Raw genomic sequence first — 24,153 nt, 5'->3', positions numbered from 1 at the left:
CACCGCACAGGAAGAAGCGGACAAAACGCTTTCGAGGGGGCCATAGAAGACGGGTGCGGTGACGTGATCGTTATCCGGATTTGAGTGTCCTCTGAGCGAACACCGATCGGTCACCCACCGGTCACAAAACCTGCACTGATCAGGCCATAAGGGTTCCGACCAGCGTCTCCTGGAGTCCACCCAGCCAGAGGTAGGCCATCACCATCGGCTTGCGGGGGTCGTCGTCCGGGAGCCGGTAGAGGAGGTCGGTGTCCTCGTCCTCGGTGATCTCCAGCCGCGAGCCGATCGCGAGCCGCAGGTCGTTCAGCGCGCCCAGCCACTGCTGCGACTCCGCGGGCGACAGCTTCAGCACCGCGCCGCCCTCGCCGGCAGCGGACGAGGAGAGCGCGTCGAGGGAGCGGATCACCGCGAGGGCGCTGTCCCGCTTGCCGGCCCGCAGGTCGTTCTCCGTGTACCGCCGGAACTCCGCGGAGTGCGCCCGCTGCTCCTCGGCGTCCCGGGGCGAGGCGGGCTGCTCGGGGTCGCTGTAGGCGTCCGGGAAGAGCCGCCGCAGCACCGGGTCGGTGGGCGGCTCGCTCGGGCCCTCCGCGAACAGCTCGGCGAGCGGGTCGTCGGGGGTGTCCTCGGCGGGGCCGGGGCCGATGAGCTCCAGGAGCTGGACGGCCAGCGACCGGATGATGGAGATCTCGACGTCGTCGAGGGCGACGGCCGCGCCGCCGCCGGGGAGCGGTTCGAAGGTTCCGGGCATGAACGCCTTTTCACTGCTGGGCGGGGAGCTGGCTACTTGCGGTCCTGCTGGAGGGTGGCCCACAGGCCGTAGCCGTGCATGGCCTGCACGTCGCGTTCCATCTCCTCGCGGCTGCCGCTGGAGACGACCGCCCGGCCCTTGTGGTGGACGTCGAGCATGAGCTTGGTGGCCTTGTCCTTGGAGTAGCCGAAGTACGACTGGAAGACGTACGTCACATAGCTCATGAGGTTGACCGGGTCGTTGTGGACGATGGTGACCCACGGGACATCCGGCTCGGGTACGGCGAAGACCTCCTCCGCCGACTCGGTGCGTTCGATCTCCAGGGGCGCGGGTGACGTCACACTGCCCATGCTGCCACCCGAGGGGGGTGGTCGCACAAACGGGCCTGGCCGCAAGGCGATCGCGTCACGCGGGACCGCAATCGTCAGATTGACGAAATGGGGGTACGCTCCTCACCATGAACACAGCGGACCTTGGGCTGCCGGTGGATGTTCCGTCGACCGCGCTCTTCACGGACCAGTACGAGCTGACGATGCTGCGGGCCGCTCTGGAGGCGGGCACGGCCGAGCGGCGGAGCGTGTTCGAGGTCTTCACCCGGCGGCTGCCGAACGGGCGCCGCTACGGCGTCGTGGGCGGCACCGGACGGGTGCTGGACGCGGTGGAGAACTTCCGCTTCGACCCGGCGGTGCTGAGCTTCCTGCGCGAGCGGGAGATCGTCGACGAGGAGACCCTGGAGTGGCTGGCCGGCTACCGGTTCCGCGGCGACATCTGGGGCTACCCCGAGGGCGAGGTGTACTTCCCGGGCTCGCCGATCATGCGGGTGGAGGGCACCTTCGCCGAGTGCGTGCTGCTGGAGACCGTGATCCTGTCGATCCTCAACCACGACTCCGCGATCGCCGCGGCCGCCTCGCGCATGTCGGCGGCCGCCGGTGACCGGCCGCTGATCGAGATGGGCGCCCGGCGCACCCACGAGCTGGCGGCGGTGGCGGCTTCCCGGGCCGCGTACGTCGGCGGGTTCGCCACCACCTCCGACCTGGCGGCGGGCTTCCGCTACGGCATCCCGACCGTCGGCACCTCCGCGCACGCCTTCACCCTGCTGCACGACAGCGAGCGGGACGCCTTCCAGGCCCAGGTGAACACGCTGGGCCGGGGCACCACCCTGCTGGTGGACACCTACGACGTCGCCGAGGCGGTCCGCACGGCCGTCGAGGTCGCGGGGACCGAGCTGGGCGCGGTGCGGATCGACTCCGGCGACCTGCTGCTGGTGGCGCACCGGGTACGCCAGCAGCTCGACGAGCTGGGCGCGAGAGACACGAAGATCGTCGTGACCTCGGACCTGGACGAGTACGCGATCGCCTCGCTGGCGGCGGCACCGGTGGACGCGTACGGCGTGGGTACGCAGCTGGTGACCGGCTCCGGCCACCCGACCTCCTCCATGGTCTACAAGCTGGTCGCGCGGGCCGAGTCCACCGACCCGAAGGCACCGCTGGTGCCGGTGGCGAAGAAGTCCACCGGCGGCAAGACGTCGGTGGGGGGACGCAAGTGGGCCGCGCGGCGGCTGGACTCCTACGGGGTCGCCGAGGCCGAGGTGCTCGGCACCGGGCCGGTGCCGGCCGCGCTCGCGGACCGGCAGCTGCTGGTGGAGCTGGTCAAGGGAGGCGAGGTGGTGGCACGTGAGCCCCTGGACGCGGCGCGCGAGCGGCACACGAAGGCGCGCGCGGGTCTCCCGATGTCGGCCACGCAGCTCTCACGCGGGGAGCCCGTCCTTCCCACGGAGTACCTGCACGAGAGCTCGGGTAGCTAGGGGGTGTGCCGTGATGCGCCGACCCGATCCCCCTCCCGTCCGCTCCCCCTTGTCAATAGGCTCGGTGGTTCACCGGCCGGGCTTGCCGACCTCTTAGCCGAAGGACACCGACCATGCGCCGCGCCTTGATCGTCGTCGATGTGCAGAACGACTTCTGCGAGGGGGGCAGCCTCGCGGTGTCCGGCGGTGCCGATGTGGCCGCCGCCGTCACCGAGCTGATCGGACAGGCGGCCGGGTCCGGCTACCAGCACGTCGTGGCCACCCGCGACCACCACATCGCCCCCGGCGGCCACTTCTCCACGAACCCGGACTACGCCCGCTCCTGGCCCGCGCACTGCGTGGCCGGCACCGAGGGCGTCGGCTTCCACCCGAACTTCGCCCCGGCCGTCGCCTCCGGCTCGGTCGACGCCGTCTTCGACAAGGGGGCGTACTCGGCGGCGTACAGCGGATTCGAGGGTGCGGACGAGAACGGCACGCCGCTGGCCGACTGGCTGCGCTCCCGCGACGTCACCGAGGTCGACGTGGTGGGCATCGCCACGGACCACTGCGTACGCGCCACGGCGCTGGACGCCGCCCGGGAGGGTTTCCGTACGCAGGTCCTGCTGGACCTGACGGCCGGGGTGGCCCAGGAGAGCACCGAGCGGGCCCTGGAGGAGCTGCGCGAGGCGGGCGTGGAGCTGTCGGGCAAGCCGGTCGTGCAGTAGCCGAGCGGCTCCCGGCGCGCATCGCGCGTCAGGTCTGGGCCGTCGGGCGCCTGAGGAGGGCCCGGATCGGGCGCCACAGCTCCTGGACCAGCTCCGGGCTGGACGCGACACCGTTGTCAGGGGCGGTGCGCCATATCAGGCCGTCGGGGTGGTGCAGGACCGCGGTGATCTCGTCCGGGGTCGGCGGGGCCGCGTTGCCGCGCAGGTAGACCGACCGCAGACCGAGGTTGCGGAGCCTGGTCAGGGCCCGGGCGCGGTTCACGGAGTGGACGAGGACGCGGACGGCGCCGGGGCCGTCGACGGCGGGGCTGGGCAGGTTCAGTGCCACCACCACCGTGCCGTTCGGCAGCTTGCAGAAGCCTCCTGCGGCCATGCGCTCATCCCCCCGTGTCGGTCGGTGTCAATAAGAGAGCCACAGGACGCACCTAAACACGGATCGGCGGCGACCCGCCAGTGGGTCACCGCCGAACACACTCTGACCTGCAAGGATGCGGATTACCTACCCGCGGCGCCGACCTCCAGCTCGATCGTCGAGCCGTCCTTGGCCTCCTTGAGGATCTTGATCTTCGTGTTGGTGTCAGTGATCTTGACACCCGCGGTCGGGTTCGACTCGTCGTAGTAGTCGTTCCTCCGGTCGTTGAAGACCGAGACGCCCTTCGAGCCCGGGATGTACTTCGCCACGTCCGCCTTGTGCAGCGTCATGCCGTCGGTGCGGTAGAGGCTGAACGGCGAGTCGTAGGACTGGATGCGGTTGCGCATCAGGGTTCCGTCGGCCCACTTCAGCGCGTCCGGGTGCGAGTCGATCGGCAGGACCAGACCGGTGCCCTTGTGCTGGCTGGTGTTGTTGTCGACCTGGGAGGTGTCCCACTTCCAGATCAACAGGCCGTTCTGGTACGCGTAGTGCTCCACCCAGTCCGGGCGCGCGGTGAAGCCGAAGTTGTACGGGCCGGTCTTCAGCGTCTTGTCGTACGACACGTACTGCCGGTTCTCGGCGATGTAGTACTGCGCGTAGTCCTTGGTGAAGGACGCGCCGATGCGGGAGAAGCCGTTCTTCTTCCACGCCTCGTCCGCGGTCTCGGCGTTGTCGGAGAAGACGGTCGCGCCGTCGGCCGTCACCGTGATCGCGTCGGCCGCGAAGCCCTTCTGGGCCACGCCGCCGTCGGTCTGGTAGCGGAAGCGGAGGTCGATCTTCTTGCCGGCGTAGGCGTCCAGCGGGAAGGCGAGCTTCTTGTAGCCGTCGACCGTGCCGGTCAGGACCGGCTTGTCGCCGGCGTCGCGCTGGATCGGCTGGCCGTCCACCGTGCCGTCGACAGCGGTCCAGTTGGCGCCGCCGTCGGTCGAGACCTCGGTGTAGAGGAAGTCGTAGTTGGCCTCGATGTCGTACCAGCCGTCGAGGGTCAGCTGCGCCTTCGACTTGCCGGTCAGGTCGACCGAACGGGTCAGGGTGTTCTTGAGGTTGTCACCGCTGCCGCTCCACCACTGGGTCTTGCCCTCGGCGGGGGTGACGACCTCGGTGGTGACCGCCTTCTTGGGGAGGTCGACGACCAGAGCCTGCTTGTGCTTGGTGTTGTACTCGGCGAGGCCCAGCTTGTGCCAGGAGCTGACGCCGGCCTTGGCCTTGTCGAAGTTCAGCCAGCCGAGCTGCATCTTGTCCCAGGCGGTCATGTCGCCGGGCAGGTCGCCGATCTCGTTCTTGCCCTTGCCGAGCCAGGAGCCGGAGGACATCAGGGTCCAGAATCCGGTGGAGTTCTCGCCGCCGGAGGTGTCGTAGTGGTCCGGCAGGCCGAGGTCGTGGCCGTACTCGTGGGCGTAGACGCCGAGTCCGCCGTTCTCCGGCTGGACGGTGTAGTCGCCGACCCAGATGCCGGTGGAGCCGATCTGCGCGCCGCCGAGCTTGTTCTGCTCGGGGCCGCTGGCGCCGGCGTCGGTGCCGAAGGCGTACCAGCGGTGGGCCCAGATCGCGTCGGTGCCCTGGGCGCCGCCGCCCGCGGACTCGTCCTCGCCGGCGTGCACGATCTGGAAGTGGTCTATGTAGCCGTCGGGCTCGTTGAAGTCGCCGTCGCCGTCGAAGTCGTAGCGGTCCCACTCGTCGAAGCGGGCGACGTCCGCCTTGATCTGCGCGTCGGTGCGGCCGGCCGCCTTCTGCTGCGCGACCCAGGCGTTCAGACCGTCGCTGACGACGTTCCACACGCTGGAGCAGTTGGTGTCACCGCAGGCGTTGTTGCCGTAACGGGCCTCGTTGTAGGGGACCTTGACCCAGTCGGAGACCTCGCCGTCGACGGAGTAGCGGCCCGAGGACTGCTTCTCGTAGTAGGTCTTGACCGAGTCGACGCCCTTGCCGTGACCGAAGTACAGGTCCTGGAAGTACTCCCGGTCGTAGTCCGCCCTCCACGCCGTGGAGTTGTCCTTCTTGCGGTCCGGCTTGGCTATGGTGTTGTGCAGGGGGCCGGGGGTGCCGCCGTAGCGACTGTCGACCTTGTCCCCGAACTCGACCAGGATCGTGAAGATCTTGTCGGTCTTCTCGCGGCCTAGCTCGACGTACTTGGCGTCGCCCTTCTTGCTCTTGAGCTGGACGACCTTCGAGCCGTCGCGGTTCTTGACCTTGCTCTTGCCCGATATGACCTGCTTGAGGGCTTCCTGGCGCTGAGCGTCCTGCGTCTTGCTCAGCGGGCCTTCGAGATCGTGCTCGTCGTGGTGACGGTCCGCCGGGTCATGCCGGTCCACGGTGGTGGACCGGGGGGCCGAGGCGTCGTCGGCCACCGCGTACGTCGTTGCGGTGGTGGTGGCCGCCGCGAGCGCCACGCTTATGGCGGCCGCTCTGAACGTCCAGGGTCTACTGGTCACTTGAGATCCTCCCCCGCGTTCGGGCGCGCGGCAGGCAGGGTCCCGGTCATGGAAATCCGCGCGCGCGTGATCAACGCGTGTAGTCAAGTGACGTCATTTGACTAGAGGTTTAGAAGAAAAGACAGACCTTGACTTGCACAAGTCAAGTGCACTATGCGGAGGCAATGTTCGTTTTACGGACAACCAAACAGTTGTCTCCCGGCCCTCCCCGCCGGCCGTGCGGGCGCGTGCACATGTCCACTAGGTGGACGTCATGACTCCGTGCGCCCCCTGTGCACCGCCCTTGTTGATTAGGTCACGCTTACCGCCGGTTCCGGTCGGGCACCCTGGCGGTGAGAATGTCGGTTGGCGGAACGCCCGGAAGCCGGCGTGAAGCCGGGCCGACACCCCCCGTGGACCCCCACTTTCGAGGACATGATGGCCATGCCCCGTCCGACTGCCGCACAGCTCGCCTACGGTTCGTGCACCGTGATCTTCTCGACCCTCGCCATGCTGCTGCTGTCTCAGACGAGTTCGGGTGCGGGGATCGCGGTCATCTGCGTCGCGGCGCTCGCCCTCGGACTGCTGGTCGCCATGACGGTGCCGCTGCCCGGGAAGCGCCCGGCCACGGTGGAACAGCCCGCGCCCCAGGCGCCGCTGCGGGCCTCGGTCCCGGCACCGGCCCCGGAGCCGGTACGCGAACGGGCGGCCTCCTGACCGCCCGTCGCGCTCCAGTCGATTCTTCCGCGCCTCACTGCTTCGTGCTGACCACCACCGTTTTCGCCGCCTTGTCGTGCAGGCCCTGCTTGTAGGGCCGGTCGAAGTAGCTCCAGCCGCCGCAGATCGCGGTCCAGACACAGGCGCAGCAGAAGGCGAACGGGATCCACAGCACCGCGGCGCGTGCCAGCGCGTTCTGCACGGAGGGCGTCGCCCCGTTGTCCAGGTTGGCCACCCGCATGTGCAGCAGCTTCTTGCCGAGGGTCTGGCCGGTCCGCGCGGTCAGGACGGTGTCGTAGGCGATGTAGAGGACGGCGGCGACCGCCGCCTGCCAGAACGACTTGCTGATCTCGATGCGGTCGCTGTCCACGTCGTACTCGTTGACGCCGAAGCCCCACGTGATCAGCCAGACGACGGCACCCACCAGGATCATGTCGATGATGCGCGCGAGCGTGCGCATGGCGCTGTCGCCGAGCGGGGGCATACCGGCGAGCGGGTCGGTGGGGTAGGGGCCGCCGCCGTACGGGTCACCGCCGTAGGGGCCACCGCCGGGACCGCCCGGGCCGCTCGGACCGCCCGGACCGCCCGGACCACCCGCGCCGCCGCCCCCGTACGGCGGGGGCTCGCTGCCGGGGGGCGGGCCCGTGCCCTCAGCGGGCGGCTCGTCCGGGGGGCGCTTCCGGAACGGGTCGTCGTCCGGTGGCTGCTGACCGGAGCCGGGGGGCGGTTCACTGCTCATGGCCCGAGTCGACCGCGAACCACCGGTCTCCGCACCCGGCGGACAGCCGTCCGAGGGAGCCCGGCCCGCTCAGTCGGCTCAGCCCGTCAGCCCGTTCAGCCCGTCAGCCCGCTCAGCCCGTCCGCCCGTTCAGCCCGTTCAGCCCGCGACGAAGGTGTGGGCCGCCTTGTCGTGCCAGCACTGGCGCCACGGCCGGTCGAAGAGGCACCAGGCGACGCCGACGATCCCGACGACGAGGAGCCCGGGCACGCTGTACACCAACCAGCGGCGCAGGGCCGCGCCGAACTCCGGTGAGTCGTGGGCCTCGATGTCGCGCACCTCCAGACCCATCAGCTTCTTGCCGAGGGTGCGGCCCCACTTGGCGGTGGGCAACACCTCGCACAGGATCCCGGCGAGCAGCAGGACGGCCAGGATGATGCCGAGGTAGATCGAGGTCGTGCCGTCGAGCAGCCAGACCGTGACGGTCTCGCCGGAGAGCTTGGCCGCGTCGATCTTCTCGTTGACGTGGTCGATCGCCTTGGTGCCGAGCGGCACGGCGGCCGCGGCGGTGAGGGCGGCGAGGACGACGGTGTCCAGCAGCCGGGCGGCCAGCCGCTTGCCCAGTCCCGCGGGGCGGGCCTCGGCCTGGCGCCGGGCGGCCGCCTGGAACACGTCCTCGACCGGCGGCTTCCAGGGCGCTACGGGCTGCTCGTCTCCTCCACCGGCTCCGGCGAGCCGGTGCACCTGCTGCGCCCAGGAGGACTGACCGCCGCCCGGGCCCGCGCTGAGGGGAGTACCGGAGGAGGCGGCGGCACCGGGCTGGGCGCTGCCGGGTCCCGCGGACTGCGGTGGGACGGTGGGGGCCGCCTGGGGGCCGGACAGCGCGCCCGGGGCGGCGCCGGAGGCCTGTGCGGCGGCGCTCCCGGCTCCCACCTGCGCGGCGGAGGCCCGGGCGGCGGCGGCCTTCCCTGCGCCGAAGCCGGGTCCCGAGGAGCCGCTTCCGGAACCGGTCGGCCCGGCCTGCGGGCCGAAGGCGGGTCCCGACGCGGCCGGGCCGAAGGCGGACGCCGCCGCACCGCTGCCCGAGCCCGCCGGCCCGAAGCCGGAACCGGCGCCGGCCGCACCGCCTTGCCCGCCGAAGGGGGACGCCGCTTGGTCGCCGCCGGACCCTGCCGGTCCGAAACCGGCGCCCGCGGCCCCGGCTTGAGCACCTTGACCGCCCTGCGGGCCTTGCATGCCCTGAAGACTTTGCGCGCCCTGTACGCCCTGCACACCCTGCACGCCTTGCGCGCCCTGCACGCCGAAACCGGAGGCCGCCGGGCCGCTCGAGCCCGCCGGCCCGAAGCCGGACCCGTCGGCGTTGCCGCCGGAGCCAACGGAGACGCCGCCCGGGCCCGCCGCCCCACGGCCCGGACCGTCCTGTCCCCCGGCCGGTTTCGAACCACCGCCGCCCGGGCCCGTGCGCGAGGACACAGCGCGGAACGTCATCGTGCCGTCGTCGGGAGCCTCGGCGGCGGCCCCTCCCCCGGCCTGCCCCGTCGGACGGCGGAACACGAACGTGCCGCCCCCCGCCGCGGAGTTCGCCTCCCGGCCGGCCGGTGGGGTGTTCGCCGTGCCGTCGGTACGGGCGGACTCTCCCTCGGGCCGCTGGTCGGCGCGCGCCACCCTCGGGTCGCCGCCCGGCGCACCCTGCGGCGCGCCCCACGAGACCCGGCGGTCCTGGTCGCCGCCGAAGCCGGACTGGCGGGAGCGGTCGGCGCCCCAGGCGGAGGCCGGTTCGGGACGGCTGCCGTGCTGCGCGTCGGCGGCGGACGGCTCCTCGACCGGGTCTTCGTCGAAGAAGTGCGGGCCGGTCTCCTCGACCGAGGCGGCGGCGCCGGACTGCCCCGCCCCCGCTCCGGGCGGCGGTGCGAGCGACTCGCCGTCCTTGGGCGCCGGACGGCTGGTGCCCGGCACCCAGGAGGATCCGTTCCAGTACCGGACATATCCAGGAATGGACGGGTCCGGGTAATACCCTTCGCGGGGCCTGTCGTCACCGGGGGCCGGGGTTGGGGCGCTCATGTCCGTCGTCCCGTATCTGCTCGGGGGCCAAATGGGGGCCTCCACATCTATCAGACGAGCGCAAGCCCCACCGCCGCTCCCACCGGACCCGCCCCTTTCGAGCACCGATGTGCTACGCACCGTGCCGCTCCGGGGGTCCCCTGCGAAGAAACTTCCGGCAAGCCGCGTAATGCCCCGGCCGCGGCCCGCTCTCTCCTTCGACCGGCCCTCGCGGGCAGCCGTCTGGAGAAGGGAACACCGCCATGCACACCGTGGTGGAGCGGGAACTGGAGCTGAAACTCGTCCTGTCGCCGGAGCGCAGGGTCCCGGTGCCGGCCCGGCTCGGGTACCTCACCGACGACCCCTACGCCGTCCACGTCACCTTCCACATCGACACCGAGCACCCCGTGTACTGGACGTTCGCCCGGGACCTGCTGGTGGAGGGCGTGTTCCGGCCGTGCGGGCAGGGGGACGTGCGGGTGTGGCCGACGAAGAGCGAGGGGCGCTGCGTGGTGCTGATGGCGCTGAGTTCACCCGACGGGGACGCCCTGCTGGAGGCCCCGGCGGCGGCGCTGTCGGCCTGGCTGGAGCGGACGCTGCGGGTGGTGCCGCCGGGGACGGAGGACGAACAGCTGGGCCTCGACGACGAACTGGCCCAGTTGCTCGCCCAGTGAGGGCCCGGGACTCAGAAGAGCTTGCCCGGGTTCAGGATGTTCAGCGGGTCGAAGGCCTGCTTGACGGCCCGCTGCATCTCCATGCCCACGGGGCCGATCTCGCGCGCCAGCCACTCCTTCTTCAGGACGCCGACGCCGTGCTCGCCGGTGATGGTGCCGCCGAGTTCCAGGCCGAGGGCCATGATCTCGTCGAAGGACTCGCGGGCGCGCCGGGACTCGTCGGGGTCCGCCGGGTCGAAACAGACCGTCGGGTGGGTGTTGCCGTCGCCCGCATGGGCGACGACACCGATGGTGAGCTGGTACTTCTCGGCGATCCGGTCGACCCCGTCGAGCATCTGGGCGAGCCGGGAGCGGGGCACGCACACGTCGTCGATCATCGTCACGCCCTTGACCGCCTCCAGCGCGGTGAGCGACAACCGCCGCGCCTGGAGGAGCAGTTCGGACTCCGTAGCATCGTCGGCGGGGACGACCTGGGTGGCCCCGGCCGCCTCGCACAGGGCGCCGACGGCAGCGAGGTCGGCAGTGGGGGCGGTGGTGTCGAACGCGGCCAGGAGCAGCGCCTCGGTGCTCTCGGGGAGGCCCATCTGCGCCATGTCGTTGACGGCCTTGACCGTCGTACGGTCCATGAGTTCGAGGAGTGACGGCACATGGCCGCCCTCCATGATCCGGCAGACGGCGTCGCAGGCCGCGGCGGCGGAGGCGAACTCGGCGGCCAGCACCAGCTGCTCGGGCGGCTTGGGACGCAGTCCGAGGACGGCCCGTACGACGATGCCGAGCGAGCCCTCGGAGCCGACGAACAGCCGGGTCAGGTCGTAGCCGGCGACGCCCTTGGCGGTGCGGCGGCCGGTGGACATCAGCCGCCCGTCGGCGAGCACCACGTCCAGTCCGAGCACGTACTCGGCGGTGACCCCGTACTTCACGCAGCACAGGCCGCCGGAGGCCGTGCCGATGTTGCCGCCGATGGTGCACATCTCCCAACTGGAGGGATCCGGCGGGTAGTACAGGCCGTGCTCGCCGACGGCCCGGGACAGGGCGGCGTTGATCACACCTGGTTCGCAGACGGCGATGCGGTCGACCGGGTTGATCTCCAGGATCCGGTCCATCTTCGTCAGGGACAGCACGATGCAGCCCTCGGAGGCGTTGGCGGCGCCGGACAGTCCGGTGCGGGCGCCCTGGGGGACGACGGGGACGCGCAGGGCGGTGGCGGTGCGCATCACGTGCTGGACCTGTTCGGTCGTGCGGGGCAGCACGACGACGGCCGGGGTGCCGGCCGGGCAGAAGCTCGCCATGTCGTTGGCGTAGGAGGCCGTGACGTCGGGGTCGGTGAGGACCGCTTCGGCCGGGAGGCCGCTGAGCAGCAGGTCCACGAGGTCGCCGGTCGCTGCGGTGTCCTCGGAGCTGGGCGCTTCGATACGGCTCATGATCACAGGTTCGCACCCGGGGCCATCGGTGTGAACCCCGTCGGCGGCAGCCTTCGCCTGCCCGGGTGGGGTCGTCGTGCTGACGCACAGTGAGCGCCATGGAGAACAAGCAGGAAGGTCCGGTGCGGCGGGAGAGAAGCCTGGGACGCCGCCGGGTGCTGATCGCCTCCGTCGCGGGGTGTGCCGTGCTGGGCGGGGTGCTGGTGCTGCTGCCGCGGTCCGCCGGGCCGGCTCCGCCGTCGCCGGGGGCGCCGGCGAGGGAGGCGGTCGGCGGCGGGGTGCCGGCCGCGCTGCCCGGTCTGGAGGAGCTGATCGAGGAGCGGCGGGAGGCCGTGCGGACGCGCCCGCGGGACGCGACGTCCTGGGCGGTGCTCGGGGCGGCCTACGTGGAGCGGGGGCGGCGTCTGTCCGACCCGGCGTCCTACCCGCGGGCGGAGAAGGCGCTGCGCACGTCGCTGTCGGTGCGGCCGGAGCGCAACACCCCGGCCCTGGCGGGGCTCGCCGCGCTGGCGAACGCCCGCCGGGACTTCCGGGCGGCGCGCCGGTGGGGTGAGGCGGCGCTGAAGCTGGAGCCGCGGCGGTGGACGACGTATCCGCTGCTCATCGACGCCTACAGCGGGCTCGGCGAGTACAAGGCGGCCAAGCGGACGCTGGACCGGCTGACCGGGCTGCGCTCCGGGCCCGCCGTGCTGGCGCGGGCCGCGGCCGTGTACCGGGACCGGGGTTGGCGGGAGGACGCGGCGGCCTCGCTGGCGGACGCGGCGGCGGGCGCGCGGGTCCCCGTCGAGCGGGCCGCCTATCTGGAGCGGGCCGGGCAACTGGCGTTCGAACGCGGGGATCCGGACGTCGCGCTGCGGCACTTCCGGGAAGCGGTCCGCCTCGACCCCGACCAGTGGGCCGCGCGGGCCGGGCAGGGCCGGACCCTGGCGGCCCTCGGCCGGACGACGCAGGCCCTCAACGCCTACCGGGCGGCTCTCGCCGCGCAGCCGTGCCCGCAGTACGCCTTGGAGCTGGGCGAGTTGTACGAATCGCTGGGCATGCCGGAAGCGGCCCGGGTGCGGTACGGCGTGCTGCGGGAGCGGGTGCGGCGCGCTGCCGCGGGCGGGGCCGACGAGGAGTTGGTGCTGGGCCGTTTCGAGGCCGACCACGGCGATCCGAAGGCGGCGGTGCGCCGGTTGCGGGCGGAGTGGAAACGCCAGCCGGGCACGGCGGTCGCCGACGCGCTGGGCTGGGCCCTGTACCGGGCCGGGGAACCGGCGCAGGCCCTGCGCTTCGCGCTGACGGCGACGGCCACCGAGCCCGGGGGCGGGGCGCTCGACGCGGCGTCCATGTACCACCGGGGCATGATCGAGCGATCCCTGAAGCGCTACGGCGCGGCCCGCCGGCACCTGACGGAGGCCCTGCGCATCAACCCCCACTTCTCCCCCCTGCACGCACCAGCGGCACGGGCGGCGCTCGACGCGCTGGGCGAGCCGCCGGACGAGGGGGTGCCGGTGATGGACGACGGGGCGGGGTAGCCGGGTACGGCCGGGGCATACCGTCGCGACCGGTCCGCCCGCCCGGCGAGGCACGGGCCCGCGTGGGGCGGCGCCCCGGGCGTGCAGGTGCCCCGTGACACCCGCACGCCCGCGATCGTCGGCGGCTACAGGTTGCCGCGGCGCTCCTGCTCGCGTTCGATCGCCTCGAACAGGGCCTTGAAGTTGCCCTTGCCGAAGCCCATCGAGCCGTGGCGTTCGATGATCTCGAAGAAGACGGTCGGGCGGTCCTGGACCGGCTTGGTGAAGATCTGCAGCAGGTAGCCGTCCTCGTCGCGGTCGGCGAGGATCTTCAGTTCGCGCAGGGTGTCGATCGGGACGCGGGTCTCACCGACCCACTCCCCCAGGGTGTCGTAGTACGAGTCGGGCGTGTTGAGGAACTCGACGCCGGCCGCCCGCATCGTACGGACCGTCTGCACGATGTCGTTCGTGTTGAGCGCGATGTGCTGCACGCCCGCGCCGCCGTAGAACTCCAGGTACTCGTCGATCTGGGACTTCTTCTTGGCGATGGCCGGCTCGTTGATCGGGAACTTGACCTTGAGCGTGCCGTCGGCGACGACCTTGGACATCAGCGCGCTGTACTCGGTGGCGATGTCGTCGCCCACGAACTCCTTCATGTTCGTGAAGCCCATGACCTTGTTGTAGAAGCCGACCCACTCGTTCATCCTGCCGAGCTCGACGTTGCCGACGCAGTGGTCGATCGCCTGGAAGGTGCGCTGCGCGGGCGGCTCGACCATGGGCTTGGCCGCGACGAAGCCGGGCAGGTACGGGCCGTCGTAGCCGGAGCGCTCGACGAGGGTGTGGCGGGTCTCGCCGTACGTGGCGATGGCGGCCAGCACGACCGTGCCGTGCTCGTCCTTCTGCTCGTACGGCTCGGCGACCGAGCGGGCGCCGTGCTCCAGGGCGTAGGCGTAGGCGGCGCGCGCGTCCGGGACCTCGATGGCGAGGTCGACGACGCCGTCGCCGTGCTCGGCCACGTGCTTGGCGAGGAAGTGGCCCCAGTCGCTCGTGGGTTTGATGACCGAGGTGAGGACGAAGCGGGCGGAGCCGTTCTCCAGGACGTACGCAGCGGTCTCGCGGCTGCCGTTCTCCGGTCCGGAGTAGGCGACCAGCTTCATGCCGAAGGCGGTGGAGTAGTAGTGCGCCGCCTGCTTGGCGTTGCCCACGGCGAAGACGACCGCGTCCATTCCCTTGACCGGGAAGGGGTCGGCCTGCCGGGCGGTGTCGGGAGTGTGGTGTGTGGTCTGCGTCATAGCCGCAGGGTCTCCCCGCTCGGCAAGGTGCGCAATAGTTTCTGTTTCGACTGGGCAATCTGTTCAGCAATACGGCCGTATCATCGGCCTTTCTGTACATGATGACCATGCCGGGAGGCTGCCGTGGCGATCGATCATCTGGACGGCCGGATCATCCTGCTGCTCGCGAGGGAGCCGCGGATCGGGGTGCTGGAGATGTCCCGGCGGCTCGGGGTGGCCCGGGGCACCGCGCAGGCCCGGCTGGACCGGCTTCAGTCGAACGGAGTCATCCGCGGATTCGGCCCCGAAGTCGATCCGGCCGCGCTCGGCTACCCCGTCACGGCGTTCGCCACGCTGCAGATCCGGCAGGGTCAAGGGCCCGACGTCCGCGCTCACTTGGCGACCGTGCCGGAGGTGCTGGAGCTGCACACCACCACCGGCAGCGGAGACATGATGTGCCGGCTCGTGGCCCGCTCCAACGCCGATCTCCAGCGTGTGATCGACCGGGTCGTCGGTTTTGATGGCATCGTCCGGGCCTCGACGGCGATCGTCATGGAAAACCCCGTTCCACTGCGGATCATCCCGCTCGTGGAGCAGGCCGCGGAGGAGACCTGACGTGTAGGGGTGAGCGCGTGTGAACTTCTGGGAGTACCTGGTCAACCGGCACCAGCAACTGCTCACGGACGCCTACCAGCACGCGAGCGCCGTCTTTCAGTGCATGGTCGTGGCGACCGTGCTCGGGGTGCTGATCGCCGTCGCCAGCTACCGCAGCGAGTGGGCCGGGAACCTCGCGACCACCACCACCGCCACGATCCTGACCGTGCCGGCGCTCGCCCTGATCGGTCTGCTCATCCCCCTCGTGGGCCTCGGCGTGCCGCCCACGGTGGTCGCGCTGACGCTGTACGGGCTGCTGCCGGTCGTGCGCAACGCGATCGTCGGGCTGCGCGGGGTCGACCCGACGCTGGTGGACGCGGCCACGGGCATCGGGATGTCCCGGCCGGCCCGACTGCTGCGGGTCGAGCTGCCGCTGGCCTGGCCGCCGATCCTGACCGGGATCCGGGTCTCCACCCAGATGCTGATGGGCATCGCGGCCATCGCCGCCTACGCCTCCGGCCCCGGTCTCGGCAACGTCATCTTCCGCGGCCTCGCCTCGCTGGGCAGTGCCAACGCGCTCAACCAGGTCCTCGCGGGCACGCTCGGCATCATCGTCCTGGCCCTGCTGTTCGACGCCGCGTACGTCCTGATCGGACGGCTGACCATCCCCAGGGGGATCCGTGCCTGAGACCGGCGACCACGGCGCCTCCATCGAGCTGGAGAACCTGACCAAGCACTACCCCGGCAGTCCGCAGCCGGCCGTGGACAACGTGAGCTTGGAGATCAAGGCGGGCGAGGTCGTCGTCCTCGTCGGCCCCTCGGGCTGCGGGAAGTCGACCCTGCTGAAGATGATCAACCGCCTGATCGAGCCGACCGGCGGCCGCATCCGCATCGGCGGCGAGGACGTCACCGACATGGACCCGGTCAAGCTGCGCCGCAAGGTCGGCTACGCCATCCAGTCCGCCGGGCTCTTCCCGCACATGACGGTCGCGCAGAACATCGGGATCGTCCCGAAGATGATCGGCTGGTCGAAGCCGCGGATCCGGGAGCGCACCGAGGAGCTCCTCGACCTGGTCGGCCTCGACCCCGCGGAGTTCGGGGGCCGCTACCCGCGCCAGCTCTCCGGCGGGCAGCAGCAGCGGGTGGGCGTGGCCCGGGCCCTGGCCGCCGATCCCCCGGTGCTGCTGATGGACGAGCCGTTCGGCGCGGTGGACCCGATCACCCGGGACCACCTCCAGGACGAGCTGATCCGGTTGCAGTACGAGCTGCACAAGACGATCGTCTTCGTCACCCATGACTTCGACGAGGCGATCAAGATCGGCGACCGGATCGCCGTGCTGCGCGAGCGGTCGCACATCGCGCAGTTCGACACCCCCGAGGCGATCCTGACGAACCCGGCGGACGACTTCGTGTCCGGTTTCGTGGGCGCCGGTGCGGCGCTGAAGCGGCTGAACCTGACCCGGGTACGGGACGTGGAGATCACCGACTATCCGACGGCCACGGTCGACGACCCGCTGCAGCAGATCTTCAACCTGCTGCGGACCAGCGGCAGCAACGAGATCCTGCTGCTCGACCGGCGCCGCCGCCCCTACAAGTGGCTGCGGCGCGGCGATCTGATGCGGGCCCGGGGCTCACTGGCCCGCGCCGGGACCCTGGTGCAGGCCACGGTCAGCCGGGACGCCACCCTGCGGGACGCGCTGGAGGCGGTGCTCACCGACAACGCGGGGCGGGTGGCGGTGACCGGACGGCGCGGCGAGTACACGGGCGTCGTCGACATGGAGACGCTCATCAACTCCGTGCACGAACTGCTGGAGGCCGACCGGCTCGACGCGATGGAGCACCAGCACGAACTGGACTCGCTGCGCGCCTCGCAGACGCACGCGGAGCAGGAGGGGGCCTCAGGCCCGGCAGGCGTGCACGGCCCGGGAGGAGAACGGTGACGGCCACAGAGGTCGAGGAGACCTCCGAGCCCGCGGAGGAGACCGAGGCGCCCCCACCCGAGCCCCGGCCGTCCCGCCTCACCTGGCAGAAGCTGACGTTCCTGCCGGTGGCCCTGATCGTCGTGCTGTTCGTCACCTGGCTCTGGTTCGCGCAGGCCGACCTGGACGCGCTCACCCGCAACGCGCTGTCGGGCGGCCAGGTCACCAAGGCGCTGTGGCAGCACATCCAGCTGACCGCGATCTCCACGTTCTTCGTGCTGATCATCGCGATCCCGCTGGGCATCCTGCTGACCCGCGGGGTGATGAGCCGGGCCACCCCGGTGGCGATGGCGTTCGCCAACATGGGTCAGGCGACCCCGGCGATCGGTCTGCTCGCCCTTCTGGTGATCTGGCTGGGCATCGGCCGCAGGGCCGCCCTGATCGGCATCATCATCTACGCCATCCTGCCGGTGCTCTCCAACACGATCACGGGCCTGAAGGCGAACGACCCGACCCTGCTGGAGGCGGCCCGCGGCATCGGCATGTCCCCCAGGGGGGTGCTGACCCGGGTCGAACTCCCGCTCGCGGTCCCGCTGATCCTGGCGGGCGTGCGCACCGCCCTCGTCCTGAACGTGGGTACGGCGACCCTGGCGGTGTTCGGCGGGGGCGGCGGCCTCGGCGTGCTGATCACGACCGGCATCACCAACCAGCGGATGCCGGTGCTGGTGCTGGGGTCGGTCCTCACGGTGGTGCTGGCGCTGCTGGTGGACTGGCTGGCGTCGCTCGCCGAACTGCTGCTGCGGCCGCGGGGGTTGCAGCAATGAGACGCTGTGGGTGCCTGGTGGTGGCGGGCCTGCTGGTCGCGGCGGCCGGCTGCGGCCTGACCAGCGGCTCTCCACTGACAGACGACGTGGAGCCGGGGTCCATCGGCCAGGGTGAGCCGCTGAAGGGCGCGCAGCTGACGGTGACGTCGAAGTCGTTCACCGAGCAGCTGATCCTCGGCTCGATCATGGGCATCGCCTTCGAGGCGGCCGGGGCGGACGTCATCGACCGCACGGGCATCCAGGGTTCCATCGGCAGCCGCGAGGCGGTCCGCAAGGGCGACGCGGACGCCGGCTACGAGTACACGGGCACGGCCTGGATCACGTACCTCGGGCACAGCAAGCCGATCACCGATCCGCAGGAGCAGTGGGAGGCGGTGAAGAAGGAGGACGCGGGCAACGGGCTGGTCTGGCTGCCGCCGTCGACGCTCGACAACACGTACGCGCTGGCGATGAACCAGGAGAACGCGAAGAAGTACGGCACGAAGACCATGTCGGACGTGGCGAAGCTGGCGAAGTCCGACCCGGGGGCCGTGAAGCTGTGCGTGGAGGTCGAGTTCGCGAACCGGGCGGACGGGCTGCCGGGCATGCAGAAGGCCTACGGCATGAACGTGCCGGCGCGGAACATCACGCAGATGGACACCGGGATCATCTACACGCAGACCGCGAAGGGCAACTGCACGTACGGGGAGGTGTTCACCACCGACGGGCGCATCAAGTCGATGAACCTGGTGGTGATGGACGACGACAAGAAGTTCTTCCCCAACTACAACGTCGCGCCGATGATCAACGCGAAGTCCCTCAAGGAGTGGCCGGCGATCGCGGAGGTCCTGAACCCGGTGACGGCGAAGCTGAACAACTCCGTGGCGCAGACGCTGAACGCGAAGGTGGACGTCGACGGCGAGGATCCCCACCAGGTGGCGCTGGACTGGCTGGTGCAGGAGGGGTTCGTCAAGGAGTGAGTTACAAAGAAGGCGTTGCAAAGGAAGCTTTGCAACGCTACCTTTGCATGCATGCCCGACGAACCGGCACCCCGCCTTCTCGACGCCCGCTCCCTGCGCGGCCTGGCCCATCCCCTGCGGATGCAGCTGCTGATCGCCCTGCGCCGCGGCGGGCCCGCGACCGCTTCCCGACTGGCCGAGAAACTGGGCGAGTCGAGCGGTGCGACCAGCTACCACCTACGGCAACTCGCCGCGCACGGCTTCGTCGCCGACGACCCGGAACGAGGCAAGGGACGGGAGCGCTGGTGGAAGGCGGTGGACCAAGGTGTGCAACTCGACGAGACCCTGATCAAGGACCCGGACCCGGCCGTGCGGGGAGCCGTCGCCCTCTTCCGGTACGAGCTCGCCAACGTGCACACCCGGGAAGTCGCGACCTGGCTCGGCAACACGAGTGAGTGGGGCGAGGAATGGGACGGTGCCACGGACCTCAGTGACTTCACCCTGCGACTCACTCCCGAACTCGCCCGTGAGCTGGTCGCCAGGATGCACGACCTCGTCCAGAGCTACCGTCCGCTGGCCGAGGGCGCCCCGGACGCCGAGACCGTACGCGTCCACACGCACGTCTTCCCCAGCCAGACGACGCCGTGAAAGGCCATCACCCATGCACCCGGACATCCACCTCGCCCTGCATCACGCCCGAGCCGCCGAACTCCGCGCCGAGGCCGGCCCCCGTCCGGCGTGCCGTCCCGACCTCCGTACGCGTCTGGGATGGGCCCTCGTGGAAGTGGGTTTAAGACTCGCAGCCCGGCCCGGAACGGCAACGGCCCACTAACAGCTCGGCACGGAGCCCTTCCCCGTCTCCAGGGCCACCAGTGAACTCACCGTGCTCTTCAGCGTGGTCACCGGAATGAGCCGCAGGCCCTTCGGCAGCTCGGCGCGGGCGTCGCCGCACTCCGCCTTGGGGACCAGGAACACCGTCGCGCCGTCCCGCTTCGCGGCCTGGGTCTTGAGGGCGACGCCTCCCACCGCACCGACCCGGCCGGCCGCGTCGATCGTGCCCGTGCCGGCGATGACCCGGCCGCCGGTGAGGTCCCCGCCGGTGCCGTCGCCGTCGAGCTTGTCGATGATCCCGAGGGAGAAGAGCAGCCCCGCACTGGGCCCGCCCACGTCCGCGAGCTTCAGACTGACCTTGATGTTCTTGTCGTCCAGGTCGAGGTACCCCAGCGCGGCCTGCGTCGCCGCGTCCTGGGACTCCTTCATCTGCTCCTCGTTGTGCCGCTCGATCTCCTTGACGTTGTCCCCGCTCGGGTAGACGGAGTCGCGCGGCATGACCGCCTGGTCGGTCCGGAACCAGCTGTCGATGACGTCGGGGAGCGAGACCCGGGTGTCCGGGGAGGTCGCCTCGATGGTGGTCATCCGCAGCTGACCCCGCGTGTCCCGGACCGGCGCACCCGAGATGGTGATCACCGGCGTGCCCTTGTTCTCGCCGAGCACGTTCGCCGTCAGCCCCGGCTGCGCCACCGAGAACGGCAGCGGCGCCAGCACCGCCGTCGCGAGCAGGGCCGCGACGGGCAGGGCGCAGACGGCGATGGCCTGGGGGCACGTGAGGCGAGAGAACACGGGATCAATCTAACGCGGGCGGAGGGCACGGCCGGGACCAGGGCGTCCGGGGCCCCTGCCCGGAGCCCGCCGGCCCTCAGCGCAGCGCCTCCGCGACCTCCCGGGCCGCGTCGACGACCCGCGGGCCGACCCGTTCCGGTACCGCCTCCGCCAGCATCACCACACCCACGCTGCCCTCGACGCCCGTCACGCCCAGCAGCGGCGCCGCCGCTCCCCAGGCGCCGGCCTCCAGCTCGCCGTGCGTCAGCATGTAGCCGGGGTCGGTCATCGGGTGCTGCCGGGCCGCGAGGATCGCCTTGCCGGCGGCGCCGCGGTCCAGGGGATGGCGGAACCCGGCGCGGTAGGCGACGTGATAGTCCGTCCAGGTCGGCTCCACGACGGCCACGGCCAGCGCGTCCGCCCCGTCGACCAGGGTCAGGTGCGCCGTCGCGCCGATGTCCTCGGCCAGTGACCGAAGCGCCGGCATCGCGGCCTCCCGTACGAGCGGGTGGACCTGCCGTCCCAGCCGCAGCACCCCGAGCCCGACGCGGGCACGTCCGCCGAGGTCACGGCGTATGAGGGCGTGCTGTTCCAGCGTGGCGAGCAACCGGTACACGACGGTCCGGTTCACGCCCAGCCGGACGGACAGTTCGGTCACGGTCAGCCCGTGGTCCGTGTCGGCGAGCAGCTTGAGGACACGCAGTCCCCGGTCGAGCGTCTGAGAGGTCTCCGCGGTCACGACGCCCACTCCTTAGTGGTGAGGTCGGCGGCCCCTCGGTCGGCGGATGCGTCACCGAGTCCCGTCGGCAACGCGCTTCAGAGGCCGCCGATCGGTCGGCGGCCCGGCCTGTCCGGACCGCGTCGCTTCACGGCTGCGCTCCGCGGCGGCGCTGCCACGGGGCGTGTGCGTAGCCGGACAGTAGCGAAGCAGGTTCGCTGAGCGGAAGGCTCCGTCCAGAATCCGGGCAGGGAGCGGGGTGTACTGCTCGAATTTGCGGCGGTATGAGCGTCCCCCATAGGGGCGCGGGGAACTGCGCGACCAGCCACACACAAGCCGCAGCCGATAGACCACGGGAGTTCACTTCATCCGCGTAGCCCACTCCTGCACCTTGGTGATCCTCTGCCGCAACTGCCCCGCCGTCGCCTCCGCCGCCGCAGGCCCCCCGCACACCCGCCGCAGCTCCGTGTGGATCACCCCGTGCGGCTTGCCGCTCTGGTGGACGTAGGCGCCGACCATCGTGTTGAGCTGCCGCCGCAGCTCCATCATCTCCTTGTGGGAGACCACCGGCCGCCGCTCGGCGGGCACTTCGAGCAGGTCGGCTTCCTCGTCCGGCTTCTTGCGGCTGTGCGCGATCTGGCGGGCCTGCCGCTTCTGGAGCAGCAGCTGCACCTGGTCGGGTTCGAGCAGCCCCGGGATGCCGAGGTAGTCCTGCTCCTCCTCGCTGCCCGGGTGGGCCTGCATGCCGAACTCGGCGCCGTTGTACATGACCCGGTCGAAGACGGCGTCGGACTCCAGCGCCTCGAAGGAGAACTGCTCCTGCTCGCCGGTGTCCTCGTCCTGCTCCCGGTTCGCCTCGTCCATCTCCTTCTCGGACTCGGCGTACGGGTCCTCCTCACCCTGCTTCTTGGGCTTGTCGAGGACGTGGTCGCGCTCGCGCTCCATCTCGTTGGCGAAGGAGAGCAGGTCGGGCACGGTCGGCAGGAACACGGAGGCGGTCTCGCCGCGCCGCCGGGACCGCACGAAACGCCCGACGGCCTGCGCGAAGAACAGGGGCGTCGAGATGGTGGTGGCGTACACCCCGACGGCCAGCCGCGGCACGTCGACGCCCTCGGACACCATCCGCACCGCGACCATCCAGCGGTCGTTGTTGCCGCTGAACTCGTCGATGTTCTTGGACGCGCCGGCGTCGTCGGACAGCACGAGGGTGGCCTTGCTGCCGGTGATCTCGCGGATCAGCTTGGCGTAGGCGCGGGCGGAGTCCTGGTCCGCGGCGATGACGAGCGCACCCGCGTCCGGGATGGCCTTGCGCACCTCGGTCAGCCGCTGGTCGGCGGCCCGCAGCACGGACGGCATCCACTCGCCGCGCGGGTCCAGCGCGGTCCGCCAGGCCTGGCTGATGGCGTCCTTGGTCATGGGCTCGCCGAGCCGGGCGGCGATCTCGTCACCGGCCTTGGTGCGCCAGCGCATGTTGCCGCTGTAGGAGAGGAAGATGACCGGCCGCACGACGTTGTCGGCGAGGGCATTGCCGTAGCCGTAGGTGTAGTCGGCGGCGGACCGCCGGATCCCGTCGTTCCCCTCCTCGTACGTCACGAAGGGGATGGGATTGGTGTCGGACCGGAAGGGCGTACCGGTCAGGGCGAGCCGCCGGGTCGCGGGCTCGAAGGCCTCGAGGCAGGCCTCACCCCAGGACTTGCTGTCACCGGCGTGGTGGATCTCGTCGAGGATGACGAGCGTCTTGCGCTGCTCGACACGGTTGCGGTGCAGCATCGGCCGGACGCCGACACCGGCGTACGTCACGGCGACTCCGTGGTACTCCCGGCTGAGCGGCCCGGCGCTGTACTCCGGGTCGAGCTTGATCCCTATCCGCGCGGCCGCTTCGGCCCACTGCTTCTTCAGGTGCTCGGTCGGGGCGACGACGGTCACCTGCTGCACGACGTGGTGGTGCAGCATCCAGGAGGCCAGCGTCAGCGCGAAGGTGGTCTTGCCGGCGCCGGGGGTGGCGACCGCGAGGAAGTCCCGCGGCTGTTCCTGGATGTACTTCTCCATCGCGCCCTGCTGCCAGGCACGCAGCTTGCTTGCGGTACCCCAGGGGGCGCGGCCGGGGAACGCCGGGGACAGGTGGTGCGAGGCGGAACTGGTGCCGGCGGTGGTAGTCACGGTCTCCGTTGGGGGTCGGGCGGCTCGTGCGAGGGAGCCTGACGGCTCGGCTACGTATGACAACCGGGCCACCCTACCGGCGCCCCGAGCGAGTCGACGCGCGGACCGGGCCGGGTCACCGGTGGGTGGGACCGACGTCACAGCAGTCCGGGGCGCGACGGCGAGCTGCTCCGCCGCGCTACGGCCGGTGTTCCCGCAGCCGGGTCGACACCCAGGCACCGACGAGGGCCACCGCCGCCATCGGCAGGAACACCGCGGTGAAGGCGGCCGGGTGGGAGCCGGAGGCGTGCGTGGCCGTGTGGGACACCGCGCCGCCGCCCAGCGCGGCGAAGGCGGCGCCGCCGACGGACAGCAGGACGACGTTGGAGAGGCCGTCGGAGATCTGCAGGGCGGCGGAGTTGGTGCCGGCCTCCTCGGGAGCGGAGAGCTTGAGCAGGAGCACGCTCGTGGAGGAGATCACGAGTCCCATCCCGAAGCAGCCGAAGGCCCAGGCGACGGCCAGGGTCCAGACGGGCACGGACTCGATCAGCACGCTCGGCGCGGCAGCGACGGCCGCGGCCACCAGCAGCATCCCGACCGTGGTCAGCCGCTCCCGGTACGGCTCCATCCGCGACCGCGACTGCACCCACGAACCCAGGGCCCACGTGACCCCGCCCGCGGCGAGCGAGAACCCGGCCAGCGTCGGACTGAGCCCGCGCTGCGTGACGAGCATCAGCGGCACGAACGACTCCGCGGCGATGAAGGACCCGGCGGCGACACCGCGCAGCAGCACGACCGACGGCAGCCCGCGCGCGGCCCGGTAGGTGCCGCGCGGGAGCAGCCCGAGCACGGCCGGCACGAGCAGGGCCACGCCGAGGGCGCCGGGCAGCAGCGAGAGCGGGCGCAGATCCTGAGCGGCGTACTGGAGCAGCCCGGCGCCGAGGGAGATGCCCAGGGCGAGCCGGATGCGCCGGCGGTCGACGGTGGCGGGTGGGGCGGGCGGGCC

The 24,153-nt window shown here is 71.2% G+C and carries 22 protein-coding genes and 1 pseudogene; 11 read left to right on the top strand and 12 right to left on the bottom strand.

The genetic code is table 11. From position 1 onward, the window contains the following. Positions 1–139 precede the first annotated feature (139 nt). On the bottom strand, positions 140–748 hold the full coding sequence (locus K4G64_RS12590) for a DUF2017 domain-containing protein (protein ID WP_221756112.1): 609 nt from the start codon (positions 746–748) through the stop codon (positions 140–142). 32 nt (positions 749–780) lie between these two features. Next, positions 781–1,098 (bottom strand): ATP-dependent Clp protease adapter ClpS, encoded by a 318-nt coding sequence (clpS, locus tag K4G64_RS12585; protein WP_031102986.1) that lies wholly within the window; start codon positions 1,096–1,098, stop codon positions 781–783. Between the two features lie 107 nt (positions 1,099–1,205). On the opposite strand from clpS, the gene K4G64_RS12580 reads away from it, so the two are divergent. Together K4G64_RS12580 and K4G64_RS12575 are read left to right on the top strand one after the other, a co-directional pair. After that, positions 1,206–2,552: a nicotinate phosphoribosyltransferase gene (locus tag K4G64_RS12580; protein ID WP_221756111.1), complete on the top strand. Its 1,347-nt coding sequence runs from the start codon at positions 1,206–1,208 to the stop codon at positions 2,550–2,552. 113 nt (positions 2,553–2,665) lie between these two features. Beyond that, positions 2,666–3,256 (top strand): nicotinamidase, encoded by a 591-nt coding sequence (locus tag K4G64_RS12575; protein ID WP_221756110.1) that lies wholly within the window; start codon positions 2,666–2,668, stop codon positions 3,254–3,256. A 28-nt stretch (positions 3,257–3,284) separates the two neighbouring features. Here the strand turns inward: K4G64_RS12575 and K4G64_RS12570 are convergent, their stop codons facing one another. Next, positions 3,285–3,629 carry a hypothetical protein gene (locus tag K4G64_RS12570; protein WP_189588638.1) on the bottom strand — a complete coding sequence of 115 codons (345 nt, stop codon included), beginning with the start codon at positions 3,627–3,629 and terminating at the stop codon, positions 3,285–3,287. A gap of 122 nt (positions 3,630–3,751) precedes the next feature. Next, a complete protein-coding gene (locus K4G64_RS12565; RefSeq protein ID WP_221756109.1) occupies positions 3,752–6,100 on the bottom strand; it encodes an immune inhibitor A domain-containing protein in 2,349 nt (782 codons plus the stop codon). A 417-nt stretch (positions 6,101–6,517) separates the two neighbouring features. On the opposite strand from K4G64_RS12565, the gene K4G64_RS12560 reads away from it, so the two are divergent. Continuing rightward, positions 6,518–6,796 carry a hypothetical protein gene (locus K4G64_RS12560; RefSeq protein WP_221756138.1) on the top strand — a complete coding sequence of 93 codons (279 nt, stop codon included), beginning with the start codon at positions 6,518–6,520 and terminating at the stop codon, positions 6,794–6,796. 34 nt (positions 6,797–6,830) lie between these two features. Here K4G64_RS12560 and K4G64_RS12555 read toward each other — a convergent pair whose 3' ends face one another. Beyond that, a complete protein-coding gene (locus K4G64_RS12555; protein WP_221756108.1) occupies positions 6,831–7,535 on the bottom strand; it encodes an RDD family protein in 705 nt (234 codons plus the stop codon). A gap of 138 nt (positions 7,536–7,673) precedes the next feature. Further along, positions 7,674–9,575, bottom strand: a complete 1,902-nt coding sequence (locus tag K4G64_RS12550) for an RDD family protein (RefSeq protein WP_221756107.1) — start codon at positions 9,573–9,575, stop codon at positions 7,674–7,676. Positions 9,576–9,817: 242 nt separating this feature from the next. On the opposite strand from K4G64_RS12550, the gene K4G64_RS12545 reads away from it, so the two are divergent. Then, a complete protein-coding gene (locus K4G64_RS12545) occupies positions 9,818–10,228 on the top strand; it encodes an SsgA family sporulation/cell division regulator (protein ID WP_221756106.1) in 411 nt (136 codons plus the stop codon). An 11-nt stretch (positions 10,229–10,239) separates the two neighbouring features. Here the strand turns inward: K4G64_RS12545 and K4G64_RS12540 are convergent, their stop codons facing one another. After that, on the bottom strand, positions 10,240–11,655 hold the full coding sequence (locus K4G64_RS12540) for an FAD-binding oxidoreductase (RefSeq protein ID WP_221756105.1): 1,416 nt from the start codon (positions 11,653–11,655) through the stop codon (positions 10,240–10,242). Between the two features lie 92 nt (positions 11,656–11,747). Between K4G64_RS12540 and K4G64_RS12535 the strand changes: the two genes are divergently transcribed. Then, on the top strand, positions 11,748–13,166 hold the full coding sequence (locus tag K4G64_RS12535; RefSeq protein WP_221756104.1) for a tetratricopeptide repeat protein: 1,419 nt from the start codon (positions 11,748–11,750) through the stop codon (positions 13,164–13,166). A gap of 125 nt (positions 13,167–13,291) precedes the next feature. On the opposite strand, the gene hppD is transcribed toward K4G64_RS12535, so the two are convergent. After that, on the bottom strand, positions 13,292–14,437 hold the full coding sequence (gene hppD, locus K4G64_RS12530; protein ID WP_221756103.1) for a 4-hydroxyphenylpyruvate dioxygenase: 1,146 nt from the start codon (positions 14,435–14,437) through the stop codon (positions 13,292–13,294). 123 nt (positions 14,438–14,560) lie between these two features. On the opposite strand from hppD, the gene K4G64_RS12525 reads away from it, so the two are divergent. Genes K4G64_RS12525 through K4G64_RS12500 form a run of 6 tightly spaced genes read left to right on the top strand, consistent with a single transcriptional unit; the run spans position 14,561 to position 19,339 of the window. Continuing rightward, positions 14,561–15,031: an Lrp/AsnC family transcriptional regulator gene (locus K4G64_RS12525; protein WP_221756102.1), complete on the top strand. Its 471-nt coding sequence runs from the start codon at positions 14,561–14,563 to the stop codon at positions 15,029–15,031. Between the two features lie 19 nt (positions 15,032–15,050). Then, complete coding sequence (locus K4G64_RS12520; protein WP_221756101.1) at positions 15,051–15,698, top strand: ABC transporter permease; 648 nt, start codon at positions 15,051–15,053, stop codon at positions 15,696–15,698. After that, positions 15,691–16,950 carry a betaine/proline/choline family ABC transporter ATP-binding protein gene (locus K4G64_RS12515; RefSeq protein ID WP_221756100.1) on the top strand — a complete coding sequence of 420 codons (1,260 nt, stop codon included), beginning with the start codon at positions 15,691–15,693 and terminating at the stop codon, positions 16,948–16,950. Before K4G64_RS12520 ends, K4G64_RS12515 begins: the two co-directional genes overlap by 8 nt. Further along, positions 16,947–17,753 carry an ABC transporter permease gene (locus K4G64_RS12510; protein WP_221756099.1) on the top strand — a complete coding sequence of 269 codons (807 nt, stop codon included), beginning with the start codon at positions 16,947–16,949 and terminating at the stop codon, positions 17,751–17,753. The genes K4G64_RS12515 and K4G64_RS12510 overlap by 4 nt, the downstream gene beginning before the upstream one ends. Further along, positions 17,750–18,712 carry a glycine betaine ABC transporter substrate-binding protein gene (locus K4G64_RS12505; RefSeq protein ID WP_221756098.1) on the top strand — a complete coding sequence of 321 codons (963 nt, stop codon included), beginning with the start codon at positions 17,750–17,752 and terminating at the stop codon, positions 18,710–18,712. The genes K4G64_RS12510 and K4G64_RS12505 overlap by 4 nt, the downstream gene beginning before the upstream one ends. 51 nt (positions 18,713–18,763) lie before the next feature. After that, positions 18,764–19,339, top strand: a complete 576-nt coding sequence (locus tag K4G64_RS12500) for a transcriptional regulator (RefSeq protein WP_221756097.1) — start codon at positions 18,764–18,766, stop codon at positions 19,337–19,339. A 180-nt stretch (positions 19,340–19,519) separates the two neighbouring features. Here the strand turns inward: K4G64_RS12500 and K4G64_RS12495 are convergent, their stop codons facing one another. The 4 genes and pseudogenes from K4G64_RS12495 to K4G64_RS12480 form a co-directional block, all read right to left on the bottom strand. Beyond that, positions 19,520–20,311, bottom strand: coding sequence for a S16 family serine protease (locus tag K4G64_RS12495; RefSeq protein WP_221756096.1), 792 nt, complete (start codon positions 20,309–20,311; stop codon positions 19,520–19,522). A 76-nt stretch (positions 20,312–20,387) separates the two neighbouring features. Next, positions 20,388–21,029, bottom strand: a complete 642-nt coding sequence (locus tag K4G64_RS12490; RefSeq protein WP_189588625.1) for an IclR family transcriptional regulator — start codon at positions 21,027–21,029, stop codon at positions 20,388–20,390. A 339-nt stretch (positions 21,030–21,368) separates the two neighbouring features. Next, the gene (locus tag K4G64_RS12485; protein WP_221756095.1) at positions 21,369–23,168 is read right to left on the bottom strand and encodes a DEAD/DEAH box helicase; all 1,800 of its coding nucleotides are present in this window, start codon (positions 23,166–23,168) and stop codon (positions 21,369–21,371) included. A 178-nt stretch (positions 23,169–23,346) separates the two neighbouring features. Continuing rightward, positions 23,347–24,153 (bottom strand): annotated as a pseudogene (locus K4G64_RS12480) (MFS transporter); the annotation flags it as partial.

It is taken from the genome of Streptomyces sp. WAC04114, assembly GCF_019733245.1.
GTDB classification, from domain to species: Bacteria; Actinomycetota; Actinomycetes; order Streptomycetales; family Streptomycetaceae; genus Streptomyces; species Streptomyces massasporeus_A.
This window is presented reverse-complemented; position numbering and strand designations above follow the sequence as displayed.

What these genes read in the sequence shown, in the direction of transcription:
- K4G64_RS12590 (WP_221756112.1), bottom strand. Translation starts at nt 748, where the DNA reads ATGCCCGGAACCTTCGAACCGCTCCCCGGCGGCGGCGCGGCCGTCGCC.
- clpS (WP_031102986.1), bottom strand. Translation starts at nt 1,098, where the DNA reads ATGGGCAGTGTGACGTCACCCGCGCCCCTGGAGATCGAACGCACCGAG.
- K4G64_RS12580 (WP_221756111.1), top strand. Translation starts at nt 1,206, where the DNA reads ATGAACACAGCGGACCTTGGGCTGCCGGTGGATGTTCCGTCGACCGCG.
- K4G64_RS12575 (WP_221756110.1), top strand. Translation starts at nt 2,666, where the DNA reads ATGCGCCGCGCCTTGATCGTCGTCGATGTGCAGAACGACTTCTGCGAG.
- K4G64_RS12570 (WP_189588638.1), bottom strand. Translation starts at nt 3,629, where the DNA reads ATGGCCGCAGGAGGCTTCTGCAAGCTGCCGAACGGCACGGTGGTGGTG.
- K4G64_RS12560 (WP_221756138.1), top strand. Translation starts at nt 6,518, where the DNA reads ATGGCCATGCCCCGTCCGACTGCCGCACAGCTCGCCTACGGTTCGTGC.
- K4G64_RS12555 (WP_221756108.1), bottom strand. Translation starts at nt 7,535, where the DNA reads ATGAGCAGTGAACCGCCCCCCGGCTCCGGTCAGCAGCCACCGGACGAC.
- K4G64_RS12550 (WP_221756107.1), bottom strand. Translation starts at nt 9,575, where the DNA reads ATGAGCGCCCCAACCCCGGCCCCCGGTGACGACAGGCCCCGCGAAGGG.
- K4G64_RS12545 (WP_221756106.1), top strand. Translation starts at nt 9,818, where the DNA reads ATGCACACCGTGGTGGAGCGGGAACTGGAGCTGAAACTCGTCCTGTCG.
- K4G64_RS12535 (WP_221756104.1), top strand. Translation starts at nt 11,748, where the DNA reads ATGGAGAACAAGCAGGAAGGTCCGGTGCGGCGGGAGAGAAGCCTGGGA.
- hppD (WP_221756103.1), bottom strand. Translation starts at nt 14,437, where the DNA reads ATGACGCAGACCACACACCACACTCCCGACACCGCCCGGCAGGCCGAC.
- K4G64_RS12505 (WP_221756098.1), top strand. Translation starts at nt 17,750, where the DNA reads ATGAGACGCTGTGGGTGCCTGGTGGTGGCGGGCCTGCTGGTCGCGGCG.
- K4G64_RS12500 (WP_221756097.1), top strand. Translation starts at nt 18,764, where the DNA reads ATGCCCGACGAACCGGCACCCCGCCTTCTCGACGCCCGCTCCCTGCGC.